Origin of the sequence: Kineosporia babensis (assembly GCF_021129305.1) — a bacterium.
Lineage (GTDB): Bacteria > Actinomycetota > Actinomycetes > Actinomycetales > Kineosporiaceae > Kineosporia > Kineosporia babensis.
This window is the reverse complement of the sequence record NZ_JAJOMB010000023.1, coordinates 38,948-61,905: the sequence shown is the minus strand read 5'-3', so window position 1 is coordinate 61,905 and position 22,958 is coordinate 38,948. Positions and strand designations below refer to the sequence as shown.

Here is a 22,958-nt window from a genome sequence, read left to right as displayed (position 1 = left end):
GCGAATGCCCGGTTAGTGAGTAGTTAACGGTCACAAAGTCCCAGTTCAGGCTGTCGTCGAGATCGCGGCGGAGCTTCCGGCGGGCCTCTGAACTGGGAACAAGATCGATTCGGGTGGCCTCTGAGGGGGGCCGAAAGACATCCTTGACACGGATGTGGCCTGTCCCTCAAGCTCTCACATCGGCGAACGTTGTTAACGTTCACAATCTTTGACTCAGTCGAGGGAGACGGGCATGGCGGCGCAACGGCTGCTCAGTAAGCCGCCGGCCGTAGCCGTCAGAGCCGATTCCGGCCCCCGCCCGCTGGGTCACAGCGACGCTCCGAAGAGATCGACCGCTCTGCGACGCCGTGGGCCCGCGGAGCAGATTGCTGGGAAGCCGTGACCGTCACCGAAGACATCCGCGCCACGCTGTCAGGCATCCGCGAGGAGGTGGCCCGGCTGCACGCCGAGCTGCCCCGCAACGGCCTGGTGGTCTGGACCGCGGGCAACGTCTCCGCCCGCGTGCCGGGCGCCGACCTGGCCGTGATCAAGCCCTCCGGGGTGTCCTACGACGACCTCGACGCCGAGTCGATGGTGGTCGTGGACCTGGACGGAAACCTGGTCGAGGGCAACTACTCCCCATCCTCCGACACCGCCGCGCACGCCTACGTGTACAAGCACATGCCGCACGTCAACGGCGTGGTGCACACGCACTCGCCCTTCGCCACCGCCTGGGCGGCCCGGCGCGAGCCGATCCCCTGCGTGCTGACCATGATGGCGGACGAGTTCGGTGGCGACATCCCGGTCGGCCCGTTCGCGCTGATCGGTGACGACTCGATCGGCCGCGGCATCGTCGAGACCCTGACCGGCAGCAACTCCCCGGCGGTCCTGATGGCCCAGCACGGCCCGTTCACCATCGGCAAGAGCGCCAAGGCGGCGGTCAAGGCCGCGGTCATGCTCGAGGAAGTGGCCCGCACCGTGCATCTGGCCCGCACCCTCGGCCCCGTCGAGCGGATCGCCCAGAGCGACATCGACAGCCTCTTCGACCGGTACCAGAACGTCTACGGCCGCTGAGCGCGGCGTCTTAGGGATTACGACATGACGCAGCAGTACCAGATCTGGTTCCTCACCGGCAGCCAGAACCTCTACGGCGACGACGTTCTCGAGCAGGTCGCCGGCCAGTCCCGGAAGATCTCCGAGGCGCTGGACGCGGCCGAGGGCATCGCCTTCGAGATCGTCTGGAAGCCGGTTCTGAAGGAGTCGGCCGCGATCCGCCGGATCATGCTCGAGGCCAACTCGGACGAGCGGGTGATCGGGCTGATCGCCTGGATGCACACCTTCTCCCCGGCCAAGATGTGGATCTCCGGCCTGGACGCGCTGACCAAGCCGCTGCTGCACCTGCACACCCAGGCGAACGAGGCCCTGCCCTGGGGCTCGATCGACATGGACTTCATGAACCTGAACCAGGCCGCCCACGGCGACCGCGAGTTCGGTTACATCCAGACCCGTCTCGGCGTCCCCCGCAAGACCGTCGCCGGTCACGTCAGCTCCCCGCGCACCATCGAGAAGGTGGCCACCTGGGCCCGGGCCGCGGCCGGCCGGCAGGCCGTGCGCACCCTGCGCCTGGCCCGCTTCGGCGACAACATGCGCAACGTCGCGGTCACCGAGGGCGACAAGGTCGAGGCCGAGCTGAAGTTCGGGGTCTCGGTCAACACCTACGGTGTGAACGAGCTGGTCGAGGTCGTCGACGCGGTCGAGGACGCCTCCGTCACCGAGCTGGTGAAGGAGTACCAGGACCTTTACGACGTGGCCGAGGAGCTGCGTACCGGGGGCGAGCGGCACGAGTCGCTGCGCTACGGCGCGCGGATCGAGCTCGGGCTGCGGACCTTCCTCACCGAGGGCGGTTTCGGCGCCTTCACCACGAACTTCGAGGACCTGGGCGGCCTTCGCCAGCTGCCCGGCCTGGGCGTTCAGCGGCTGATGGCCGACGGTTACGGATTCGGCGGCGAGGGCGACTGGAAGACCTCGGTCCTCCTGCACACGCTCAAGGCCGCCGCCCAGGGCCTGCCCGGTGGTACCTCCTTCATGGAGGACTACACCTACCACCTGGTGCCGGGACAGGAAGTGATTCTCGGCGCGCACATGCTCGAGGTGTGCCCGAGCATCGCCGCCGCCACCCCGCGGATCGAGATCCACCCGCTGGGTATCGGCGACCGCGAGGACCCGGTGCGGATGGTGTTCGACGCCGTCCCGGGTCCGGCGGTCACCATCGGTATCGCCGACATGGGAGACCGGTTCCGGTTCGTCGCCAACGAGATCGAGGTCGTCGAACCGCTCGAGGCCCTGCCCAAGCTGCCGGTCGCCCGGGCCGTCTGGAAGCCCCAGCCGGACCTGGCCACCTCGGCCGAGGCCTGGCTGACCGCCGGCGGTCCGCACCACACGGTGCTGTCCTCCGCGCTGAACGGGGAGCACCTGGCCGATCTCGCCGACATGCTCGGGACCGAGCTCGCCATGATCGACGCTTCGACCGACGTCCGCTCGTTCGGACGTGAACTGAAGTGGAACCAGGCGTACTTCCGCCTGGCGCAAGGGTTCTGACGCAACTCCCCTCCCAGTAGTGCAACTGCCCGGCGGCCAAGGATGGCCGTCTGAACAACCGGAGAGAACATGCAACGCAGCAAAGTTACTCGGATCGTCGCCGGCCTGACCATGGTGGCCGCCCTGGCCGCCTGCGGTTCGGCCGAGAAGACCGGTTCCACCGCCCCCAAGGCGGGCGACGATGTCGAGGGTTCGCTGGTCGGTGTGACCATGCCGACCCGTTCGTCCGAGCGATGGATCGCTGACGGCGACAACGTGAAGGCCTCCCTCGAGGAGCTCGGCTACGAGGTCAGCCTCGAGTACGCCGAGGACAAGATCCCGACCCAGGTCGAGCAGATCGAGAACCAGATCGCCCAGGGCGCGCGGGTTCTCATCGTCGCCGCGATCGACGGCACGGCGCTGACCTCGCAGCTGGAGCAGGCCCAGGAGCAGGGCATCAAGGTCATCTCCTACGACCGCCTGATCCGTGACACCGAGGCTGTCGACTACTACGCCAGCTTCGACAACTACAAGGTCGGCGTGCAGCAGGCCACCTCGCTGCTGCAGGGCCTGGGCCTGGTCGAGGCGGACGGCACCACCCGCACCGACGAGAAGGGCCCGTTCAACGTCGAGCTCTTCGCCGGCTCGCCCGACGACAACAACGCCACGTTCTTCTACGACGGCGCGATGGACACCCTGAAGCCGTTCCTCGACGACAAGACCCTGGTGGTCCCCAGCGGCGAGACCGACTTCGACACGATCGCCACCCTGCAGTGGAAGCCGGAGACGGCCCAGGCTCGCATGGAGAACGTGATCACCAAGGCGTACAAGGGTGACACCAAGCTCGACGGTGTGCTGTCCCCGTACGACGGCATGAGCATCGGCATCCTCTCGGCGCTGACCGGCTACGGCACCGCCGAGAACCCCTTCCCGGTCGTCACCGGCCAGGACGCCGAGCTGGCCTCGGTGAAGTCGATCGCCGGCGGCGAGCAGTACTCGACCATCTACAAGGACACCCGCCAGCTGGCGGACGTGGCCGTGGGCATGGCCGACGCCGTGATGAAGGGCGAGGAGCCCGAGGTGAACAACACCGAGGACTACGACAACGGCAAGAAGGTCGTTCCGTCGCAGCTCCTGGAGTCGGTCATCGTCACCAAGGACAACTACAAGGAAACCCTCGTGGACTCGGGCTACTACGAAGAGTCGGAACTCAGCTGACCTGAGTTCCCCAGCAGCCGGGCCGCCCACAGGCATCCCCTCCGCCGGATGTGGGCGGCCCGGCGCATCCCCTTGCTGAGCCCTTTGAGGAGCACGGATGCCCAGCAACATTCTGGAAATGCGCAATATCAGCAAGTCCTTCCCGGGCGTGAAGGCGCTGCAGAACGTCACTTTCACGGTGGCGGAGGGCGAGATCCACGCCATCTGCGGTGAGAACGGCGCCGGGAAGTCCACCCTGATGAAGGTTCTGTCAGGGGTCTACCCGCACGGTGAGTACGAAGGCGACATCGTCTACGAGGGCAACACCTGCCAGTTCGGCGGGACCCGCGACAGCGAGGCCCTCGGCATCGTGATCATCCACCAGGAGCTTGCCCTGGTGCCCGAGCTGTCGATCGCGGAGAACATCTTCCTCGGCAACGAGACGGCCACCCGTGGCCTGATCAACTGGGACGAGACCAATCAGCGCGCGGCCGAGCTGCTCGAGCGGGTCGGCCTGGCCGAGAACCCCACCACCAAGATCATCGATCTGGGCGTGGGCAAGCAGCAGCTGGTCGAGATCGCCAAGGCGATGTCGAAGAAGGTCAAGCTGCTGATCCTCGACGAGCCCACCGCAGCGCTCAACGACGACGACTCCGAGCACCTGCTCGGTCTGCTGCGCGGCCTGCGGGACGAGGGCATCACCTCGGTCATCATCTCGCACAAGCTGAACGAGATCCAGGCGATCAGCGACCAGGTCACGATCATCCGTGACGGTCAGACGATCGACACCCTGCACATGAAGCGGGACGAGGTCACCGAGGACCGGATCATCGCGCTGATGGTCGGGCGTTCCCTGGAGAACCGTTACCCCGAGAAGGATCCCGCGATCGAGATCGGTGCGGAGGTGCTGCGGATCGAGAACTGGACCGTGCACAGCCCCACCCAGCACGGCCGGGTCCTGATCCGCGAGGCCAACCTCAGCCTGCGGGCCGGCGAGATCGTCGGTCTGGCGGGCCTGATGGGCGCCGGGCGGACCGAACTGGCGATGAGCGTGTTCGGCCGCAGCTACGGCACCGGGATCAGCGGCCAGCTGTACAAGTTCGGCAAGCCGATCGAGGCCAAGAACGTGCGGCAGGCGATCCAGCACGGTCTGGCCTACGCCACCGAGGACCGAAAGCGGTACGGCCTCAACCTGATCGACAACATCACGCGCAACGTCTCGGCCGCCGCCCTGGGCAAGCTCGCCCGCCGCGGCTGGGTCGACGACAACCGTGAGCTGTCGGTCGCCGAGGGGTACCGCAAGAGCCTGCGGATCAAGGCGCCCACCGTGGCCTCGATCACCGGCAAGCTCAGCGGCGGCAACCAGCAGAAGGTCGTGCTGGCCAAGTGGATCTACACCGATCCCGACGTGCTGATCCTCGACGAGCCGACGCGCGGTATCGACGTCGGCGCCAAGTACGAGATCTACCAGATCATCAACCAGCTCGCGGCCGAGGGGAAGGCGATCCTGGTGATCTCCTCCGAACTGCCCGAGCTGCTGGGCATCTGCGACCGGATCTACGCCCTGTCGGCCGGGCGGATCACCGGCGAGGTGCCTCGTGAAGAAGCCACCCAGGAGCTGCTCATGCAGTACATGACCAGAGGGCAGGAGTGAGACCCATGGCTACGACCGATTCCTCCTCGACCCCGACCGAGACCGGCGAGTCCAAGGACGCCACGCCGGCCACCGAAGCCACCGAGACCACCGATGCGGTGACTCCGGAGACCGCTTCGGCCAACGGTACGAGCGAGACCAAGCCCGCCGAGACCGAGACCGAGTCCGCCGAGACCGAGGTCAAGGAGCCGGAGACCAAGGACGCCGAGGTCACGGATCCCGAGACCAAGGACGCTGTGGTCACGGAGTCCGAGACCAAGGACGCCGTGGTTGCCGAGCCCGAGACCAAGGACGTTGTGGTTGCGGACTCCGAGACCAAGGACTCCGCGGTCAAGGACTCTGAGACCAAGGACTCTGAGACCAAGGACTCTGAGACCAAGGACGCGGCGCCGGCCACCACCGACGTGACCAGCACCGAGTCGGCCACCACGGTCGCGGCGGCCGCCACGGCCACGGCGACCAAGGAAGCGGCGCCGAGCATCAAGCCGGCCGCCGTCGACCTGAAGGCCAAGCCGGGCGCGGCCGCGGTCGCCGTCGGCGGCAGCGGCGGCGGACGGTTCAAGTTCAACGTCAACAGCCTGCGCGAGAACGGCATCTACATCGCCTTCGCGCTGATCGTGCTGCTCTTCACCGTGCTGACCGGAGGGGACCTGCTGCAGCCGCAGAACCTCTCCAACATCATCGTCCAGAAGAGCTACATCCTGATCCTGGCGATCGGCATGGTGCTGATCATCATCGCCGGGCACATCGACCTGTCGGTGGGCTCGGTTCTCGCCGCGACCGGTGCGTTCTCCGCGGTACTGATGGTCAACAACGACATCCACTGGGCCATCGCGATCCCGCTCACCCTGCTGATGGGTGGTCTGATCGGGGCCTGGCAGGGCTACTGGGTGGCCTATTTCGGCATTCCGGCCTTCATCGTCACCCTGGCCGGCATGCTCGTGTTCCGCGCCGTCACCCTGGTGATCCTCGGTAACCAGGGCATCGGCCCGTTCCCCGACACGGTCCGCACCATGGCCAACGGGTTCACCCCGGGCTGGCTCGGCAACGTCGCGCTCGGCCCGCTGGGCGGTGCCGACCTGGTCACCCTGCTGGTCGGCGTGGCCCTGGTGGCCGCGATCGTCTGGACCCAGTGGAAGGCCCGGGCCGCCCGGGTCGGCTACGGACAGTCGGTCGAGCCGATGGGGCTGTTCCTGGCCAAGGTGATCGCCCCGTCCATCGTTCTGATGTTCGTGATCGTCCAGCTGGCCCGGTTCCGCAACCTGCCCTGGGTGCTGGTCCTGCTCGGCGCCCTGATCGTGATCTACACGCTGATCACCAGCCGCGCCGTGTTCGGCCGGCACATTTACGCCATCGGTGGCAACCTGCACGCCGCAACGCTTTCCGGCATCAAGGTCAAGCAGGTCACCTTCTGGCTGTTCGTCAACATGGGGGTGCTGGCCGCGGTCGCGGGCATCATCTTCTCCGGCCGGCTGAACCTGGCCGGCCCGACCGCGGGTAACAGCTTCGAGCTGGACGCCATCGCGGCCGCGTTCATCGGTGGCGCCGCCGTGCAGGGTGGTGTGGGTCGCGTGATCGGGGCCATCACCGGTGGTCTGATCATGGCCGTGATCGACAACGGCATGTCCCTGCTCGGCGCCGGCAGCGAAGAGGTCATGCTGGTCAAGGGTCTGGTGCTGCTGGCCGCGGTGGCCTTCGACGTCTGGACCAAGCGTCGCGCGGGTGCCAGTTCCAGATAGACATACCGGCGGTTTTGCTCATCGATCGGTCGATAGCCGGGGTGAAACCCCTGGTGCAGGAGTCGCTTCCGGCGCCTGCACCAGGGCTCGCCCCGGGCCGGTGATTCCCGCGACGTTAGGATCAGATCCATGACACCTCCGTCCCGGGCGGCGGCCCAGGCCGGCGGCGATCCAGGGAATCCCAGCAGTCCGGGCGGCGCCCACGCGCGCAAACGCCCAGGGATGCATGACGTCGCACGGCTCGCAGGGGTGTCGCACCAAACGGTTTCCCGCGTACTCAACGGTAGTGACGGCGTGAGTTCCCGGACTCGCGCCGTGGTTCTGGCGGCGATCGACGAGCTGGGCTATCGGCCCAACTCGGCGGCCCGCACACTGGTCACCGGCCGGTCCAAGGTGCTCGGCCTGGTCACCATAGGGGGCGCTCTCTACGGCCCGATGTCGATGCTGTACGGCGTCGAAGCGGCCGCCCGCGAGGAAGGTTACATCCTCACCGTCGCGAATGTCGGCGGGGGAGAGGGTGGTTCGGTTGAACGTGCGGTGACCAGGCTGGAACGTCAGGGCGTCGAGGGCATCGTCGTCGTGGCGCCGCTCACCTCGGTGGGCGAGAGCCTGTCCACCATGGCCCGGCACCTGCCCCTGGTGGCGATCGAGAGCTCGGTCAACCCGGCGCTGCCGGTGATCGCGGTGGACCAGATCGCCGGGGCCCGGGCCGCCACCGAGCACTTGCTGGCTCTCGGGCACCGCACGGTCTGGCACGTCGCTGGTCCTGGCCACTTCTACGAGGCCCAGGAACGGGTCAGCGGCTGGACGGCGGCCCTGGAGGACGCCGGTGCCGAGGTGCCCCCGCTGCTGTACGGCGACTGGGGTGCGCCCACGGGCTACGACGCGGGACAGATCCTCGCGCGGATGCCCGATGTCACGGCGGTGTTCGTCGCCAACGACTCGATGGCGGTCGGCGTGCTGCGGGCGCTGCGCGAGAACGGTCGCGCGCTGCCCGGCGACATCAGCGTGGTGGGGTTCGACGACATTCCCGAGGCCGGCTACTTCAGCCCACCGTTGACCACGGTGCGCCAGCCGTTCGAGGAGGTCGGGCGCCGCAGCCTGAAGGCGCTGCTGGCCCAGATCGAGACCGGCGAGAGCGTGCCCGAACGGCACGTGATCGAACCGGAACTGGTGATCCGGGAAAGCACCGCACCACCGCCCCCGGCCCAGTGAAGGGCGCGGTCCCTGTCCCCCGTCGGCCAGGGACCGCGCACCTGTCATCTGCTGCGCCGCCGCCCGAGCGGCGCCTTGCCCCACCCGCAGGGCGTCCGGCATCCGCCCGGTGCCGGGGACGAGTGGTACTCATCCAGTAAGCGACATCGCCCGCTTCGCGACAATCGGGAAGAAGCGGACAGTTGGACTGTCCTTGACCCGGATTTCACTCACGCTGCTCTAGAGCCTGGCCTCGGCGCGCGTCACTGCGTCCGGAATCGGTCCAGCTGACGACGCTCGCGCTTGGTCGGCCGCCCGGCTCCCCGATCGCGCACCGCGACGTGCACGATCTCCTCCTTGGGCGGCGGCGCCGGGGTCAGATCCTCGAAGCAGGTCACCGCCACCGCCGCGCCCACCCGCTTCTGGATCAGCTTGCGGACCACGGCGATCCGTTCACCGCCCGGAGTGATCGCCTCGATCTTGTCGCCCACCCGCACCATGGTCGAGGGCTTGGACTTGTTGCCGTTCACCGCGACGTGCCCGCCGCGGCAGGCGCTCGAGGCGGCCGAGCGGGTCTTGAACAGGCGCACCGAGGAGACCCAGACGTCCAGGCGCACTTCAGCCGGATCCATCCCTCCACCCTAAGCCTCGGTCGCCCTTTGGCGGTGCTTGCCCGCGCGCTGAAAAGGCGGTTCGCCAATCCGCGAAGTGGTCCCCGGCTCGAACGCTATTCCGCTATTCGGGACGAAAAATCTGGGGCAGAAGTTCACGAAAATCAAGACGGAGCGTCCTGTGGTGCGGTAGGGCAGTTGTGCTAGGTTTTTCGCCCATTAGTCCGATACGGCCGTAAAAGGACTTGTCATGGAATTCATGCAGGTCGGGCTGTTCGTGCTTGCGAAGTGACCGTCTTGCTACGCGAAGGGTGTCCATTGACCAGCTCAGCGCGGCCTCCCCGGCGTTCCCCGTCTCCGTGGCTGGTCGGCGCACTGGTCGCCGGCGCCGCGGCCTGGGCCCGGCACCGCGGAACGCTGCCCTGGCCGGAGACGGCCCCGGTGCAGCCCTCGCTGCGGCCGCAGCCGGTCGCCCCCCAGCTCCCCGCCCAGCAGCCGAGCCAGGCCGAGCCGGTGATCACCCCGGGCGACCTCGACCTGGCGGTGGCCAAGGAGCGCCAGCGTCTGGTGCAGCTGCAGCAGGAGTTGCAGCACCTGGTCAAGATCCGGCTGCCCGCCGCGCTGGCCGGCACCGAGGTGCCCCCGGCCGAGCAGCCGCAGGAACTCTCACCCGAGACGGTCTCGCTCCTGGACGAGATGCTGGGCCAGGTCAGCGGCACGGTGCAGGACCGCGACGAGTCGCGCCGCCTGGCCCTGGTCGAGCTGGCCAGCCGGGTGCAGACCTCGGCGCACCGGATCCAGCAGGCGATGAGTGGCCTGGCCGAGCAGCACCCGGGTGACCCGGACCTGCTCGAGACCACGATGCGGGTGGACCACGCGGCCACCCAGCAGGCCCGGCACGCGCAGAGCGTGAAGGTGCTGTGCGACGAGTGGCCCGGTCAGCAGTGGCCCGCCCCGCTGGCCCTGGTCGACGTGGTCCGGGCCGCCTCGGGCCGGATCGTGGCGTTCAGCCGGGTGCAGGTCACCGGTGACCAGACCGTGGCCGGGATGCCCGGGGTGGTCGAGCCGCTGATCCACCTGATCGCCGAACTGCTGGCCAACGCCACCGAGTACTCGGCCCCCACCACCCCGGTCAGCGTCGCGGTGCGCGGGGTGCAGCGCGGCGCCGTGATCGAGATCGACGACAGCGGTTTCGGCCTGGACGACTACCGCCTGGCCGAGGCCCGCGAGATCGTCTCCGGCCGGCGCCTGCTCGGAGTCAGCGACGTCGGGGAGATCCCGCAGACCGGTTTCGCCGTGGTCGGGCGCTTCGCCCGCCGTCACGGACTCACTGTCGACCTGGGGATCTCCCCGTACGGCGGAGTGCGGGCCGTGGTGCTGGTACCGACCCATCTGGTCGTGACGGTGGCCCTGCCCGCCCCGGCCGCGATCGAGCGTCCGGACCCGGAAAGTACCCCTCCCGCAGGCATTCGCCTGCCCGACGTGGTGGACACCCGGATCGCCCCGACGAGCGATCCCACCCCCGTCGTCGAATCGGCTCCCATGCCGAAGCGGAGCCCGATGCGCGAGGGGAAGGCGGCCAGCCGCTGCCCCGGCCAGGCGGACGACTCCGAAACCAAGCTTCCGCAGCGCCGTTCCGCGCGCAAGCAGGACCAGATCACCCCCTTCCGGAGCGACCTGGACGGCCGACCCCGTCCTGCGGTCACCCCCACCGCTCCCACCACCGCCCCCGATGACGCCGGCGACTGGATGGAACGGTTCTTCGAAGGGTCGCAGCCCATCCCGGTGAACCCGGTCGCCGAACCCTCGACGGACACCCCGTCGACGGGTGCGGCGCTGAGCTCAGAGCACGCGAATGACACCGACCTCGAAGGCCGCCCAAGCCTTTCGACCGAGCGGAAGGACGCCGCCGAGGGATGAGCAAGGAGCAGATTTCCGGTCAGCACGACCGAGACTGGATGATCGCCGAAGTCAGCGTCGTCCCTGGAGTACGTGACGTGGTCGTCTTCAGTGTGGACGGCCTGCTGCTGGCCGGTTCGGCCGGACTCGGCCGCGACCGCGCCGAGCGGCTGGCCGCCACCTGTTCCGGACTGCAGTCCCTGGGGCGCGCCCTGGGGCAGGAGTTCGGCACCGGTGACGGCCTGGTCCGGCACCAGATGATCGAGTTCGACGGTGGTTTCCTGTTCCTGCGCAGTGCCGACGGCGCCCACCTCGCGGTGGTCGCCGACCCGGTGGTCGACCCGCGCCAGGTGGCCCGGGCGATGCAGGCCCAGGTGCTGAAGATCGGCGCCGCCAACCTCAGCAGCCCGGCCCGCCAGGAAACTCCCCAATGACCGGGTCTGGGGAACCAGACCACTCAACCCCGGCGTTCCCGGCCCGGGCCCTGCGTCCTTACGTGATCACCAGGGGCCGGGCCCGGGCCAGCCGGAACACGGTCGGCGTGGAAACCCTGCTGATCGCGCCCGATCCCGACCGGGAACTGCCGGTCACCGCCTCCCGCGAGGAGCGGTCCCTGGTCCGGATGTGCTCGCGGCTGCTCTCGCTGGCCGAGGCCGCCGTACATCTGGACCTGCCGGTCAGCCTGGTCAGCGTGCTGGCCTCGGACCTGATCGACGCCGGTTACCTCTCGGCGCGCTCGGGCGTCTCCCGCCCGGCCGCCCCCGACTCCGCTCTGCTGCTGGAGGTGCTGAATGGACTCCGCGGGATCCGCTGACCGGTATCTCCCCGACACGATCCAGCGCTCGGCCAAGATTCTCGTGGTCGGCGCGTTCGGCGTCGGCAAGACCACGCTCGTCGGCTCGGTCAGCGAGATCACCCCGCTGCGCACCGAGGAGGTGATGACCGAGGCCTCGGTCGGCGTCGACGAGCTGCACGGCGGCAGCCGCAAGCGCACCACCACGGTGGCGATGGACTTCGGCCGGATCACGATCAACCCCGAGCTGGTCCTCTACCTGTTCGGGGCGCCCGGTCAGCGCCGGTTCTGGGACCTGTGGACGGATCTGGCGGTCGGCGCGATCGGCGTCCTGGTGCTGGTCGACGTGCGCACCCTGGAAGAAAGCTTCGACGTCCTCGAGCAGCTCGAGGAACGAGAACTGCCCTTTGCCGTTGCGGTGAACCGTTTTCCGGACAGCCCCGACGTGGACCTGGACCAGGTCAGCGCGGCCCTCGACCTGCTGCCGGAGACGCCGGTGGTGGAGTGCGACGCCCGCGACCGGCATTCCTGCGCCCAGGCCCTGCTGGCGTTGTGCGAGTACGTCGTCACCCACGATCCGCGTTCCCGGGAGTTCGCCCAGTGACTCAGTCCCCTCCGCCCGGCTGCCCCGCCCACTCCGGTACGGCCGGCCTCCCCCCGCTGATCAGCGCCACCGGAGCCCCCGACCACCGGGTGGTCTTCCGCCGGCTGCGCGATGAGCAAGGCCCGGTGGTCAAGGTCGAGCTGGAGCCGGGCGTGGCCGCCTGGCTGGTGATGGGCTACCGGGAACTGCTCACGGTGACCCGGGACGAGCGGCTCTTCGGGCACGACGCGCGCAACTGGCGGGACCTGAACGACGGCCTGGTCTCGCCGGACTCGGGTCTGCTGCCGATGATGGGCTGGCGGCCCAACCTGTTCCAGGCCGACGGCGAGGAGCACCGCCGGCTGCGCCGCCCGGTCGACGAGGGCATCGCCACCATCGACCAGCGGGCGATCCGCCGCGAGGTGGAGGCCCTGTGCGCCGACCTGATCGGTGACTTCGCCGAGCGCGGCTCGGCCGACCTGATCAGCGAGTACGCGGCGATCATCCCGACCCTGGCGCTGGCCTCGCTGTTCGGCCTGGACCGGGAGGGCGGGCAGGAGCTGCGCCGGGCCCTGGCCGCGCTGTTCGGCAGCCAGTCCGACTCCCAGGCCGGTGACCGCCGGTTCGACGAGATCCTGATCGACCTGGTGCTGAGCCGGGCCGGCGGGCCGAAGGTGAACGACGTCACCGGTGTGATCGTGGCGCACCCGGAGCTGCACAGCCTGGAAGAGCGCGTGCAGTCGCTGGTCCCGCTGATCGGCGCCGGCAACGAGACGATGACCTCGTGGATCGCGCACACGTTGCGGCTGCTGCTGACCGACCCGCGGTTCTCGGCCCAGCTGCGCGGCGGCAGCCTCGGGGTGGACGACGCACTCGACGAGGCGCTGTGGCGCGAGCCCCCGATGAACGTGATGCCGGCCCGGTACGCGCTGCAGGACACCGAACTCGGCGGCCAGCAGATCCGCAAGGGTGACGCGATGGTGCTCGGCCTGGGCGCGGTGGTCGACGACCCGATGATGCGGACCGGGAACGACCCGGTCGCCGAGCCGGGCAACCAGGCCCACCTGGCCTTCGCCGCGGGCCCGCACTCCTGCCCGGCCCGGGTGCCGGCCCGGGTGATCGTGCGGACCGCGGTGGGTACCGTGCTGAACCTGCTTCCGGACCTGCACCTCAGTGTCCCGGCCGAAGAACTCACCTGGCTGCCCTCACCGTGGACCCGGGTGCCGACCGCTCTGCCGGTCGAGTTCTCCACCGTGGCCAGACCGCTGACCACCTCCGGCGTCTGACCGGAGGAGACCGGTCTCAGGGAAGAGCCGGTCGCAAGAACGCAACCTTGCCAGGAGGCACCCAGTGTCCGAAACCGCGCCCCTCACCGTGGATCCGAACAGCGTTCCTCTCGTCGAGCTGGACCCTTCCGGCCGTGACCACCAGGGCGAGGCGGCCCGGTTGCGGGCGCTCGGCCCGGTGGTCCGGGTCAAGCTGCCGGGCGACGTGATCGCCTGGAGCATCACCGATCACGCGCTGCTCAGTGACCTGGTCAACGACTCCCGCTTCAGCAAGAACTGGCAGAACTGGAACGACATCAAGTCCGGCCACGTCGGCGACGACTGGCCGCTGATCGGCATGGTCAAGGTGACCAACATGCTCACCGCCGACGGTTCCGAGCACCGCCGGCTGCGCAAGCTGGTCACCGGCACGCTGACGCCGCGCCGGGTCGAGGCGCTGCGCCCCCGGGTCGAGGAGATCGTGAACGGCCTGCTCGACGAGCTGCCCACGCACGCCGACGAGGACGGGGTGGTCGACTTCCGCAAGTACTACTCCGACGTGGTCCCGGTGCTGGTGATCTCCGAGCTGCTCGGCATCCCGGAGGAGAAGCGGGACGCGCTGAAGTCCGAGATGGACAACGTCTTCCGGTCCGACCTGAGCCCGGAAGAGGTGGTCGCCAGCCAGATGCGGCTGTACGGGCTGCTGGCCGAGCAGGTCGTCTACCGCCGGGAGAACCCGGGCTCCGACCTGACCAGCGCGCTGATCGCGGAGAACGAGAACGACCCGGAGGCGCTGAACGAGCAGGAGCTGATCGGCACCCTGCTGATCATGCTCGGGGCCGGTCAGGAGACCACGGTCGCGCTGATCACCAACGCCGTCCGGGCTCTGTGCACCCACCCCGACCAGCGCGAGATCGCCACCACGGGCACCCCCCGGGAGTGGGCCGGTGTGGTCGAGGAGACGCTGCGCTGGGACGCCCCGATCGGTAACTTCCCGTTCCGGTACCCGCTGGAAGACGTGGAGATCGCCGGGGTGGTCATCCCCAAGGGCGAGGCGATCATGGCGCCGTACAGCGCCGTGGGCCGGGACGAGAAGCAGCACGGGGACGATGCGGGCCGGTTCGACATCAACCGCACCCAGCGCAAGAACCTGGCTTTCGGGGCCGGACCGCACATCTGCGTGGGGGCGGCCCTGGCCCGGCTGGAGGGAAACATCGCGATCCCGGCCGTTTTCGACCGCTACCCGAAGATCGACCTGGCCGTGGACGAGGGCGACCTGATCCCGCTGCCCTCGTTGTTCTCGAACAGCTCCTCGACCCTGCCGGTCAAACTCGGCTAACGCACGCAGCGCACCACACCCGTCTTCAGGTTGCGGTAGTTCGTGTACCCGTCGTCGTAGTTCAGCGCCCAGCGCGAGTTCTGCTCTGCAGCAGCCCGGTTCGCGGCCCAGTACCAGCCGCGGGCCGGGGTGCTGGGGAACGCCTCACGGTTGATCGCCGGGCCGACGAGTGATTCGTCCACCAGCGTGGCCAGTTCCTGAACCCCGGGCAACCGCCACTTACCCCCGTCGAGACCGGCGCAGTACGCCTCTGCCTCGGACGACGGCATCTCCTCGGAAGTTCCCCGCTGCCAGGTCAGTCCGGTCATCGGATCCTTCACCTGCTGGCCGGAAACCTCGTACTGCACCGTGCCGGAGCCCTTCGGCGACTGCACGCAGCGCACCGCGAATTCGCCGCTCTGGTCGGCCGCGTTGCTGGCCAGGCCTTCGTAGAAGTTCACGATCCAGGCGTAGGCCGGGTCGTGCGGGGTGGCCCACGGCGAGGACGTCCAGAAGAACGACACTGGTGTGTCGGGGAAGGCCTTGGGATTGATGGCAGGGCCTGAGCGCGTGGTGTCAACAATGGACGTCAGCTGCACTCGGGTGGGCAGCGTCCAGTTGGCATCAGCGAGAGTGAGTTTCGAGCAGTACTTCTGGGCTGCGGCAAAGGTGTATCGCTGAGAAGGGGTTTCGCGCTGCCAGGTCAGGCAGGTGATCTCGTCGAGCACCGTTCCGTTGTCGCGAACGGTGTAACGCTGTTGATCCGGCAGGTTCTCACCGGAGTTCGGCATGGTCCAGGCCGGCCACGTGCGGTCCGGGATGTCTTCTCGCGCGCATCCGTCGGTTCTGGCCTTCGACGGTGCAGTGCTCTTGGAAGTGGCAGTGCTCTTGGAAGTGGCAGCAGCGTTGGACCGAGCGGCGGCCGGGACTGCCGAGGGCGAGGTCGCAGGGGAGGGGGTAGGAGATGCCAAAGAGGCGCTGAGGGCGGCAGTCCCGACCGGCTTCTCGGCCCGGATCGTTGGCGGCTGGCTGACGTCGTACAAGAAACCGCTGACGAAAAGCAGCACCGCCGCAGCTCCGGCCACGGTGGCCACCCGCCCGGCCCACTTCACCGTGGCCCAGGCACCCACTTCCGGCTCGTCCGGAAGAAGCGCCGCCGCCGCGATCGGCTCGGCCTCCGGCGCCAGCACGCCCTTACGCACCAGAGCCGCGACCAGCGCAGCGGGCAGCGGCAAGACCTGCAGCCCGGCGATCAACCGGGCGATCGGCAACTGCTCCTCGGCCTCGCGCAGGCACACCACACACGTACGCACATGTTTGGTGATCCGCTTGCGCCACAACGGATTCGTCTCACCCCGCCAGCCCTCGACCACCGCCGAAAGACCGCTGCACAGGGGTTCTCGCTCCAGCGCAGCCACCGCCACCCGGCACTGCTCGAGCTGTTCCCGCATCCGCTGCAGCCGCACCGCGGTGTGCGCCTCACCGACTTCCAGCGCCGCCGCGATCTCGGCCCGGGTGATCCGCCCGGCCGACTCCTCCCACCACAGCGCCAGCAACGCCCGGTGCTCCTGGTCGAGCCACTGCCCGGCCCGCACCAGATGCCGTTCCTGACCCTGCAGATCCAGCCGGAGCACCGCCAGATCCTCGAAGCTCTGGAAAGGCTCGGAAGGTGCGGCGGTGAGCAGCGGTTCGGTGGCCTGCCGGCGGAAGTGATCGTCGATGTGCTGCGTGGTCACGGCGACCAGCCAGGACCGGAAGCCGGCCGGATGCTCCAGCCCGGGCAGACCGCTCACCAGCGCGAGCAGGACTTCCTGGGTCACGTCGTCCACATCGGCCGGGCGGCTCACCGCCCGGCCGACGAGGCCGTACACCAGAGGTACGTACCGGGCCATCAGCTCCTGCAGGGCAGCCCGATCACCCGCCTGTGCGGCGCGGACCAGACCCGGTTCGTCCTCCGGCATGGTTCTTCCTTACTTCTGCAGCGCGTAACTGGGGTGCGGCGGCTGGTTGTAGGCGGTGTTCTGCCAGGCGATGGCCACCCGGTACTGCGAGTCGTGCATCAGCGTGGTGAAGCGGCTGGTGGTCTCGTGTGGCGTGCTGTAGATCCGCAGCGCCTTGTCGTCCGCCTCCGGCCAGATCACTTCCTCCCGCCAGTCACCCAGGATGTCGCCGGACAGGGCCGGCGTGGCCTTGGTGCTGTTGTTGGAGTGCACCCCGTCGGCGGTCAGCAGGCGGGTCTCGCCGGTCGGCGTCCATTTGCTGATCTTGTTGCTGTCCAGCAGCTCTCGTGAGGTGTCGCCGTCCCACCAGAGGAGGAAGTTGGTGGAGCTGGGCTTGCTGCCGATCTTCTTGCCGGTGCTGTCCCGGGTGCCGTCCACGCTGGAGGACCACTGCTCGGCGCCCGGGCTGCCGGCCCAGATGTCGCCCGCCACACCCCGGCCGGTGTCGCAGCCGCAGCTGGCCGACTTGGTGATGATCTTGCCGGTGGCCGCGTCCGCGATGTAGTCGGCCGGCCCGCTGCCCTTGCTCTCGTTGACCTTGTACACCTCGAGCCCGGCCCGCGCGGGGATCAGGTCGCCCACGTGCAGGGTGTCGCCGTGGCCGAGCTTGGTCGTCCACAGGCCCTTGCCGTTGTCGTCCAGAGCCATCGCCCCGTAGACGATCTCGTCCTTGCCGTCGCCGTCCACGTCGGCCACGGACAGCTGGTGGTTGCCCTGCCCGGCCCAGTCGGCGGGCTTGCTCTGCTTGCTGGAGTCGAACTGCCAGCGCTGGGTCAGCTTGCCGCCCTTGAAGTCCCAGGCGGTGACCACCGAGCGGGTGTAGTAGCCGCGGGCCTCGATCAGGCTGGGCGTGCTGCCGCTCAGGTAGGCGGTGCCGGCCAGGAACCGGTCCACCCGGTTGCCGTAGTTGTCGCCCCAGCTGGAGACCGTGCCCCGGGCCGGGGTGTAGTTCACCGTGGACGTGGCCGCCCCGGTCTGGCCGTTGAACATGGTCAGGTACTCGGGCCCGGCCAGGACGTAGCCGCTGGAGTTGCGGTGGTCGGCGCCGGAGGTGCCGATGAACGTCCCCTTGCCGTCCTTGGTGCCGTCGGCCGTCTTCATCGCGACCTCGGCCTTGCCGTCACCGTCGTAGTCGTAGGCCTGGAACTGGGTGTAGTGCGCCCCGGCCCGGATGTTGCGGCCCAGGTCGATCCGCCACATCCGGGTGCCGTCGAGCTTGTAGGCGTCCACGTAGACGTTGCCGGTGTAGCCCGACTGCGAGTTGTCCTTGGCGTTGGTCGGATCCCACTTCAGGATCACCTCGTACTCGCCGTCGCCGTCCAGGTCGGCCACCGAGGCGTCGTTGGCGGTGTAGGTGTACGCCACACCGTCTTTCGTGGTCCCGCCGGAGGGCTTGCCGATCGGCACCCGCAGGTAGCCGCTGGAGAGGTTGCGCACGGCAGCGGTCTCGGAGCCGGTCCGCACCGTGTAGACGGCGTTCGCCGCGGCGTTCTTGTCCAGGTAGTTGGTGGAGCCGGTGATCCCGGACTTCACCAGCTTGCCGTCGCGGTACACGTCGAAGGCGGCGGTCTTGGCGTCGGTGGCCAGCAGCCGCCAGCTGATCAGGTTGTTGCTGCCCGAACGCACGCTGACCGCACCCCGGCCCAGTTGCTCCAGCTGATGGCCGGCCACGGTGACCTTGGCGGCGGCCGCAGCGGCCACGGTGCTGCTGCCGGTACCGCTCCCGACGGCCACGGCGGCCCCCGCGGCCACCAGGCTTCCGGTCAGGGCGATACCCGCGGCGACCGCGACGGTGCGGCGCCGGCTGGAATGACGACGTTGACTCACGGATTCCTCTTTTCACCGGCCTCGGCCGCGCCGCGTTCTCCACCGGGAGCGGGCGCGTGGAATCAGCTCACGCAATCCCTTTGCGCAAGCGGGCATTTCGATTCCGTGGTGGGCATCGTGAATCCTGGTCAGCTTGATTCGGGCTGTCAAACATCGAAAAGGTTGCCCGGGAAAGGGTCATGAACAGGTGCGGGGAACCTCAAGGTTGTGCTCACGTAACCGGTGCAGGGACGGGATAACGTAAATCCCCGAGAAATGTCACCGAGCCGGGCAACCTTTTCGCCGCCGATCCGATATGTGACGTGTTGCAGTCAATGCGTCACGAAATGTTACGGCCAGTACGTCAGGGTCAGGCGTCGGTCAAGACCCGGATAAATGGCTGCAACCAGCTTGTGAACCGGTCCTCACCAGCAGAAACATGGACGCCGTCCGGCCCGACCCGCCGGGCACTCCATCCCTGACAGGAGTGCTTTTCCATGTTCAAGAAGGTCGCCCTTCCGCTGGCGACGCTGGGCACGCTGTTCGCCGGGGTGGCGCTGGCCGCGCCGGCCGGTGCCCATGGCTACGTCTCCTCCCCGCCCAGTCGCCAGGCACTGTGCGCCAGCGGCGCGGTCTCCGGCTGCGGCCAGATCCAGTACGAGCCGCAGAGTGTGGAGGCCGCCAAGGGCTCGACCAAGTGCAGCGGCGGGAACGAGGCGTTCCGCGAGCTGGACGACGAGTCCCGGGACTGGCCGCACACCGCGGTCGGCACCAGCGAGACCTTCAACTGGACCCTGACCGCGCGGCACCGGACCAGCACCTGGCAGTACTACATCGGCGGCACCCTGATCGAGGAGTTCGACGACAAGAACGCGGTGCCCAACGCCACCGTCTCGCACCAGGTCGACCTGAGCGGCTACACCGGTGAGCAGACGTTGCTGGCGGTCTGGAACATCGGTGACACCCCGATGGCCTTCTACAACTGCATCGACCTGGACATCGGCGGCAGCGGTAGCGGTAACGGCAGTGGGAACGGCAACTCCGGCAACCCGCAGCAGCCGACCGTCGAGCCCACCGACGGCACCGACCAGCCGGACGAGACCACAGCGCCGCAGTACCCGGACGACGAACCCACCACCACCGTCCCCACTACCGGCGCGCCCGGCGCCGGCGAGCCGACCGAGACGCCTCAGGAGCCCGAAGCCGAGGGCGACTGGCAGGACTGGACCTGGTACAACCGCGGCGACAAGGTCACCTACGACGGCGTGACCTATGAATGCCGTCAGTCGCACACCACTCTGCCCGGCTGGGAACCGCCGGTAGTGCTCGCCCTCTGGCTGCCGGAGTGAGCCGGTTGCGGGCCGTTGCGGTCACCGGGGTCGTCCTGGCCGGTGGTGCGGTGCTGTTCCTGGCCGGTTGCGGAGCCCTCGACGGGGTGACGATCAGCACCGGTGGCGGGCAGCAGGCCACCACCCAACTGGCCACCACACACGGCTCGCACGCCGAGCCCAGCGCCACCGAGAGCGCGCAGACCGCCGAGGCCGGAGCCGGTTACAACGATGCCGACGTGATGTTCCTGCAGATGATGGTGGCCCGGCAGATCGAGACGGCCAAGCTCACCGCCCGGGCCGGTGACGGTGAGCTGTCCAAGCAGGCCGGCGCCCTGGTCGACGCGATCGCGGTGACCGAGGACGACGAGCGGGCCGAGATGAGCGGCTGGCTCAAGGCCTGGGGTGAGGACGAGCAGCCGGCCGACGACGCCGATCTGCACGCCGAGCACGGTGGGGTGAGCACGCTGACCGCGGCCGATCTGGAGGGCCTGGCCTCGGCGCCGGAGACGCAGTTCCAGACCCAGTACCTGAACCTGCTGATCGCCCAGCAGAGCAACGCGGTCGAAATCGCCGAGTACGTGGCCGAGAAGGGCCGGAACAAGGGTGTTCTCGAGCTGGCCGAGCGGATCGACACCTCACGCTCGGCCCAGGTCCAGCAGATGCTCAAGCTGATCGCGGAGAATCCCGCCGGATAGCGAAAGGGGGCGGATCGCCAGGCGATCCGTCCCCTTCACGTTCCCCGTAATTGCTCAGCAGGTGCCGTTGAGCGACCACTCGGTCGCGTTCGGCCCCGGCACCTGGGTGGTGCCGGCCCGCTCGGCCTTCCAGATCTGGTCGGTGAAGCTGACCTCGTCGCCGGTCGTGTACTTGCCGCCCGCGGAGTACGGTTCCGGGCAGGAGTCCCGGTTCTGCATCCAGACGAATGCCCCGACCCCGATCAGGGTCACGGCGACCAGAGACGCGATGATTCCTCGCGTGGCGGTCATGGGACGCACTTGTCCTTTCGGTCAGGGAGGGCACGAAAGATCCACCGAATTAATGATTCAGTGGCTAAGTGCGACGAAAACTACCACGCGGGCATCGGGCGACTTGTTACAGTTCAAAGGCGCGGCCGGATAATTGCTTTTCATGTCCGACCGGATTATTCGGCAGTTGTCGATTTGCCGGGACGCAGCGTGATCGCACCGGGATTCCGGCCGGGCTCAGGAGTGCTGGTCCGGCGCCTGCGCAGGGCGATCGAGCGACTTCCGATGGTGACGCCAAGTAATGCAAGGGTGTGACATGCCCTCCTTGCAAACCGGCTAAAGGTCAGACCTTTTCCCGGGTCGCGAAGCGCCCTCCAGCCGCTTCAGGGTCCGTCGTCCGAGTTGGCTCATCGTCGGGTTGCTCTCCCGGTAGTACCAGACCAGACCCATGGCCTGCGCGAATGCCCAGGCCTGGCCGCGCTCCCAGGTCAGGTCGTCCTCCTCCAGCCCGTGGCGCAGTCGCTCCCGGGTGGAGCCGCCGAGCAGGTGCCAGGCCGCCACCAGTTCGAGCGCCGGATCGGCCGGACCCAGACCACCGACGTCCAGCACTCCGCTCAGCCGCACCGCCGGCGCCGCCGAAACCAGTACGTTGCCCGGAATCAGATCGCCATGAGTGGTCAGGTCCGGAGCCACTCGCGGCAATTCTCGCCATTGAGCCCACCGGCTCCGCCAATAAGGCACATCCAGCAGTCCGGCGCTTTCCACGAAACATTTCTCCAGCCAGGCGTCCTGCGAAGTGAGTTCCCCGCCCCGGCCCTTTCCGGAAAAGGTCTGCCCCTCGGTGTCGATCGCCCGGATGTCGAGAATGAGTTCGGCCAGATCATCGGCGAAGCCGGGGGAGCGGCTGGGATCCACCTCGGTGGCAGTGACACCGCTCAACCAGGTCTGCACCGCCCAGGGCATCGGATACCCCTCGCCCGGCGCACCCAGGGCCACCTGCTCAGGAACCGGAAATCGGCTGGCAGCAAGAAGCTTCCGCGCGGCCGCCGCCTCGCCGACGAACTCGGCCCGGGCCTGGGCCGGCTCGGCCGGGCGCAGCGGGAATCGCGCGGCCAGCTCCTCGCCGATCCGGAAGACGGCATTCACCGTGCCCTCGGCCTGCACCCGGCGCACCGGCAGTCCGGCCCAGGCCGGAAACTGCCCGGCGATCAAGGCCGACACCACGGCCCCGGAAATCGGAAGCTGATCTGCGTGCACCGTTCCGTCCTCTCCTGCTGCTCCGGCTCCCGCGCCGGACCCGACCTTTAACCGGATGAACGTCGGCTGAACGTCGTCCCGAAACCGTCGTTTCACCCGATGTTCAATCTTTGACCCGGAAGGGATTCTCCACTAGTCAAGTTAGGATTCTTGTGGAAAGCTCCCGGGCTCGTGGAAGACTTCCAGCTGGACCTGCAGGGCACCGGGCACGACATTCAGATCGCCCCCTCGGCTTCGATCACCGGCAAGATCAAGGCCCGTAACAACGCCGGGCCGTGCTCCGTGCACATCGGTGAGGGCGTCAAGGGCAAGTGGAACATCAACGTCTCCGGTGGCGCCAGGGTCGTCATCGGGGCGGACACCACCTGTGAGACCGCGCAGGTCATCGCCACCGGCAGCGACATCATCATCGGCGAGGACTGCATGTTCTCGTTCGCGGTGGAGATCCGCACCAGTGACACCCACGCCATCTACGACATCGACAGTGGCGACCGGGTCAACCTGGACCAGCCGATCGACATCGGCGACCACGTCTGGCTGGGCAAGCAGGTGATCGTGCTGAAGGGCGCCTCGATCGGCTCGGGCAGCGTGGTCGGCGCCCGGGCGGTGGTCTCCGGCGAGATCCCGCCGCTGTCGGTGGGCGTGGGTGTTCCGGCCCGCGTGGTGCGCAGCAACGCGATCTGGACCCGGCGGATCGGCCAGGGCCGGCTCGATCTGGACCCGAAGGCGATGGACGTGGTGGAGGCGGTCCGCAACTCCGCATAGATGAGTTCGGCTGCCCAGGTCGGTC

Annotated in this window: 20 protein-coding genes; 15 read left to right on the top strand and 5 right to left on the bottom strand. The window is 68.4% G+C overall.

The window, feature by feature from the left end; genetic code table 11:
• The first annotated feature begins 378 nt into the window (after positions 1–378).
• From LR394_RS32395 to LR394_RS32370, 6 genes are all read left to right on the top strand, one after another.
• Positions 379–1,053 carry an L-ribulose-5-phosphate 4-epimerase gene (locus LR394_RS32395; protein WP_231448424.1) on the top strand — a complete coding sequence of 225 codons (675 nt, stop codon included), beginning with the start codon at positions 379–381 and terminating at the stop codon, positions 1,051–1,053.
• A gap of 24 nt (positions 1,054–1,077) precedes the next feature.
• Positions 1,078–2,577: an L-arabinose isomerase gene (araA, locus tag LR394_RS32390; RefSeq protein WP_231448423.1), complete on the top strand. Its 1,500-nt coding sequence runs from the start codon at positions 1,078–1,080 to the stop codon at positions 2,575–2,577.
• A gap of 69 nt (positions 2,578–2,646) precedes the next feature.
• Positions 2,647–3,774 (top strand): multiple monosaccharide ABC transporter substrate-binding protein, encoded by a 1,128-nt coding sequence (gene chvE, locus LR394_RS32385; RefSeq protein WP_269330154.1) that lies wholly within the window; start codon positions 2,647–2,649, stop codon positions 3,772–3,774.
• A 97-nt stretch (positions 3,775–3,871) separates the two neighbouring features.
• Positions 3,872–5,407: a multiple monosaccharide ABC transporter ATP-binding protein gene (gene mmsA / locus LR394_RS32380; RefSeq protein ID WP_231448422.1), complete on the top strand. Its 1,536-nt coding sequence runs from the start codon at positions 3,872–3,874 to the stop codon at positions 5,405–5,407.
• 479 nt (positions 5,408–5,886) lie between these two features.
• The gene (mmsB, locus tag LR394_RS32375; RefSeq protein ID WP_407937171.1) at positions 5,887–7,146 is read left to right on the top strand and encodes a multiple monosaccharide ABC transporter permease; all 1,260 of its coding nucleotides are present in this window, start codon (positions 5,887–5,889) and stop codon (positions 7,144–7,146) included.
• Positions 7,147–7,275: 129 nt separating this feature from the next.
• Positions 7,276–8,361 (top strand): LacI family DNA-binding transcriptional regulator, encoded by a 1,086-nt coding sequence (locus LR394_RS32370; protein ID WP_407937167.1) that lies wholly within the window; start codon positions 7,276–7,278, stop codon positions 8,359–8,361.
• Positions 8,362–8,603: 242 nt separating this feature from the next.
• Here the strand turns inward: LR394_RS32370 and LR394_RS32365 are convergent, their stop codons facing one another.
• Positions 8,604–8,972 carry an RNA-binding S4 domain-containing protein gene (locus tag LR394_RS32365; RefSeq protein ID WP_231448420.1) on the bottom strand — a complete coding sequence of 123 codons (369 nt, stop codon included), beginning with the start codon at positions 8,970–8,972 and terminating at the stop codon, positions 8,604–8,606.
• A gap of 297 nt (positions 8,973–9,269) precedes the next feature.
• On the opposite strand from LR394_RS32365, the gene LR394_RS32360 reads away from it, so the two are divergent.
• The 6 genes from LR394_RS32360 to LR394_RS43350 all read left to right on the top strand — a co-directional run bounded on the left by LR394_RS32360 (position 9,270) and on the right by LR394_RS43350 (position 14,830).
• A complete protein-coding gene (locus LR394_RS32360; RefSeq protein WP_231448419.1) occupies positions 9,270–10,871 on the top strand; it encodes an ATP-binding protein in 1,602 nt (533 codons plus the stop codon).
• Entirely contained in the window at positions 10,868–11,284 is a 417-nt protein-coding gene (locus LR394_RS32355; protein ID WP_231448418.1) for a roadblock/LC7 domain-containing protein, read from the top strand. The genes LR394_RS32360 and LR394_RS32355 overlap by 4 nt, the downstream gene beginning before the upstream one ends.
• Positions 11,281–11,664: a DUF742 domain-containing protein gene (locus tag LR394_RS32350; protein WP_231448417.1), complete on the top strand. Its 384-nt coding sequence runs from the start codon at positions 11,281–11,283 to the stop codon at positions 11,662–11,664. The genes LR394_RS32355 and LR394_RS32350 overlap by 4 nt, the downstream gene beginning before the upstream one ends.
• On the top strand, positions 11,642–12,247 hold the full coding sequence (locus LR394_RS32345; protein WP_231448416.1) for a GTP-binding protein: 606 nt from the start codon (positions 11,642–11,644) through the stop codon (positions 12,245–12,247). Before LR394_RS32350 ends, LR394_RS32345 begins: the two co-directional genes overlap by 23 nt.
• Positions 12,244–13,512, top strand: a complete 1,269-nt coding sequence (locus tag LR394_RS32340; protein WP_231448415.1) for a cytochrome P450 — start codon at positions 12,244–12,246, stop codon at positions 13,510–13,512. Before LR394_RS32345 ends, LR394_RS32340 begins: the two co-directional genes overlap by 4 nt.
• A 64-nt stretch (positions 13,513–13,576) precedes the next feature.
• The gene (locus LR394_RS43350) at positions 13,577–14,830 is read left to right on the top strand and encodes a cytochrome P450 family protein (protein ID WP_231448414.1); all 1,254 of its coding nucleotides are present in this window, start codon (positions 13,577–13,579) and stop codon (positions 14,828–14,830) included.
• On the opposite strand, the gene LR394_RS32330 is transcribed toward LR394_RS43350, so the two are convergent.
• Together LR394_RS32330 and LR394_RS32325 are read right to left on the bottom strand one after the other, a co-directional pair.
• Positions 14,827–16,770, bottom strand: coding sequence for a sigma-70 family RNA polymerase sigma factor (locus LR394_RS32330; RefSeq protein ID WP_231448413.1), 1,944 nt, complete (start codon positions 16,768–16,770; stop codon positions 14,827–14,829). The genes LR394_RS43350 and LR394_RS32330 overlap by 4 nt on opposite strands.
• Positions 16,771–16,779: 9 nt before the next feature.
• Positions 16,780–18,636 (bottom strand): rhamnogalacturonan lyase, encoded by a 1,857-nt coding sequence (locus LR394_RS32325; protein WP_231448412.1) that lies wholly within the window; start codon positions 18,634–18,636, stop codon positions 16,780–16,782.
• Between the two features lie 476 nt (positions 18,637–19,112).
• Between LR394_RS32325 and LR394_RS32320 the strand changes: the two genes are divergently transcribed.
• Both LR394_RS32320 and LR394_RS32315 read left to right on the top strand, forming a co-directional pair.
• A complete protein-coding gene (locus LR394_RS32320; protein WP_231448411.1) occupies positions 19,113–19,964 on the top strand; it encodes a lytic polysaccharide monooxygenase in 852 nt (283 codons plus the stop codon).
• The gene (locus LR394_RS32315; RefSeq protein ID WP_231448410.1) at positions 19,961–20,641 is read left to right on the top strand and encodes a DUF305 domain-containing protein; all 681 of its coding nucleotides are present in this window, start codon (positions 19,961–19,963) and stop codon (positions 20,639–20,641) included. Before LR394_RS32320 ends, LR394_RS32315 begins: the two co-directional genes overlap by 4 nt.
• Before the next feature lie 54 nt (positions 20,642–20,695).
• Here the strand turns inward: LR394_RS32315 and LR394_RS32310 are convergent, their stop codons facing one another.
• Both LR394_RS32310 and LR394_RS32305 read right to left on the bottom strand, forming a co-directional pair.
• A complete protein-coding gene (locus LR394_RS32310; RefSeq protein ID WP_231448409.1) occupies positions 20,696–20,932 on the bottom strand; it encodes a hypothetical protein in 237 nt (78 codons plus the stop codon).
• A gap of 315 nt (positions 20,933–21,247) precedes the next feature.
• Positions 21,248–22,168 (bottom strand): phosphotransferase, encoded by a 921-nt coding sequence (locus LR394_RS32305; protein ID WP_331283121.1) that lies wholly within the window; start codon positions 22,166–22,168, stop codon positions 21,248–21,250.
• A 171-nt stretch (positions 22,169–22,339) separates the two neighbouring features.
• Here LR394_RS32305 and LR394_RS43345 point away from each other — a divergent pair, with 171 nt between their 5' ends.
• The gene (locus LR394_RS43345; protein ID WP_231448408.1) at positions 22,340–22,933 is read left to right on the top strand and encodes an acyltransferase; all 594 of its coding nucleotides are present in this window, start codon (positions 22,340–22,342) and stop codon (positions 22,931–22,933) included.
• Positions 22,934–22,958 lie beyond the last annotated feature (25 nt).

What these genes read in the sequence shown, in the direction of transcription:
- araA (WP_231448423.1), top strand. Translation starts at nt 1,078, where the DNA reads ATGACGCAGCAGTACCAGATCTGGTTCCTCACCGGCAGCCAGAACCTC.
- chvE (WP_269330154.1), top strand. Translation starts at nt 2,647, where the DNA reads ATGCAACGCAGCAAAGTTACTCGGATCGTCGCCGGCCTGACCATGGTG.
- mmsA (WP_231448422.1), top strand. Translation starts at nt 3,872, where the DNA reads ATGCCCAGCAACATTCTGGAAATGCGCAATATCAGCAAGTCCTTCCCG.
- LR394_RS32370 (WP_407937167.1), top strand. Translation starts at nt 7,276, where the DNA reads ATGACACCTCCGTCCCGGGCGGCGGCCCAGGCCGGCGGCGATCCAGGG.
- LR394_RS32365 (WP_231448420.1), bottom strand. Translation starts at nt 8,972, where the DNA reads ATGGATCCGGCTGAAGTGCGCCTGGACGTCTGGGTCTCCTCGGTGCGC.
- LR394_RS32355 (WP_231448418.1), top strand. Translation starts at nt 10,868, where the DNA reads ATGAGCAAGGAGCAGATTTCCGGTCAGCACGACCGAGACTGGATGATC.
- LR394_RS32350 (WP_231448417.1), top strand. Translation starts at nt 11,281, where the DNA reads ATGACCGGGTCTGGGGAACCAGACCACTCAACCCCGGCGTTCCCGGCC.
- LR394_RS32345 (WP_231448416.1), top strand. Translation starts at nt 11,642, where the DNA reads ATGGACTCCGCGGGATCCGCTGACCGGTATCTCCCCGACACGATCCAG.
- LR394_RS32330 (WP_231448413.1), bottom strand. Translation starts at nt 16,770, where the DNA reads ATGCCGGAGGACGAACCGGGTCTGGTCCGCGCCGCACAGGCGGGTGAT.
- LR394_RS32320 (WP_231448411.1), top strand. Translation starts at nt 19,113, where the DNA reads ATGTTCAAGAAGGTCGCCCTTCCGCTGGCGACGCTGGGCACGCTGTTC.
- LR394_RS32310 (WP_231448409.1), bottom strand. Translation starts at nt 20,932, where the DNA reads ATGACCGCCACGCGAGGAATCATCGCGTCTCTGGTCGCCGTGACCCTG.